Below are 269 nucleotides of genomic sequence, written 5' to 3'. Positions count from 1 at the left end.
AGCTTGCTGTAGGCAAATATCGCCCACAAGGCCAGTGTCGCGGCGAGTGAAATCCACACGACGATGTCCTGGACGAAAAGGCCACCGATAGCCGGCAATTCCGAAAGCCCTGGAAGGGCGAGCTTCGGAAGTCCCCTGACCGTGAGGCTTTCATAGGTCTTACCGAAAAGCGCGGAAAGACCCTGCCCGAGAATGCCGATGGCAAGGCCCGCCGCCACCTGGTTTGCCCGGAAACCCAGCGTGACGAAGGCGAAGAGCAGCGAAAGGAC

The 269-nt window shown here is 59.9% G+C and carries 1 pseudogene; it reads right to left on the bottom strand.

What is annotated here, in order from left to right:
• Window positions 1–269 (bottom strand): annotated as a pseudogene (locus EOD29_RS32015) (ABC transporter permease); the annotation flags it as partial.

It is taken from the genome of Mesorhizobium sp. M1A.T.Ca.IN.004.03.1.1 (assembly GCF_003997555.1).
Lineage (GTDB): Bacteria > Pseudomonadota > Alphaproteobacteria > Rhizobiales > Rhizobiaceae > Mesorhizobium.
This window is presented reverse-complemented; position numbering and strand designations above follow the sequence as displayed.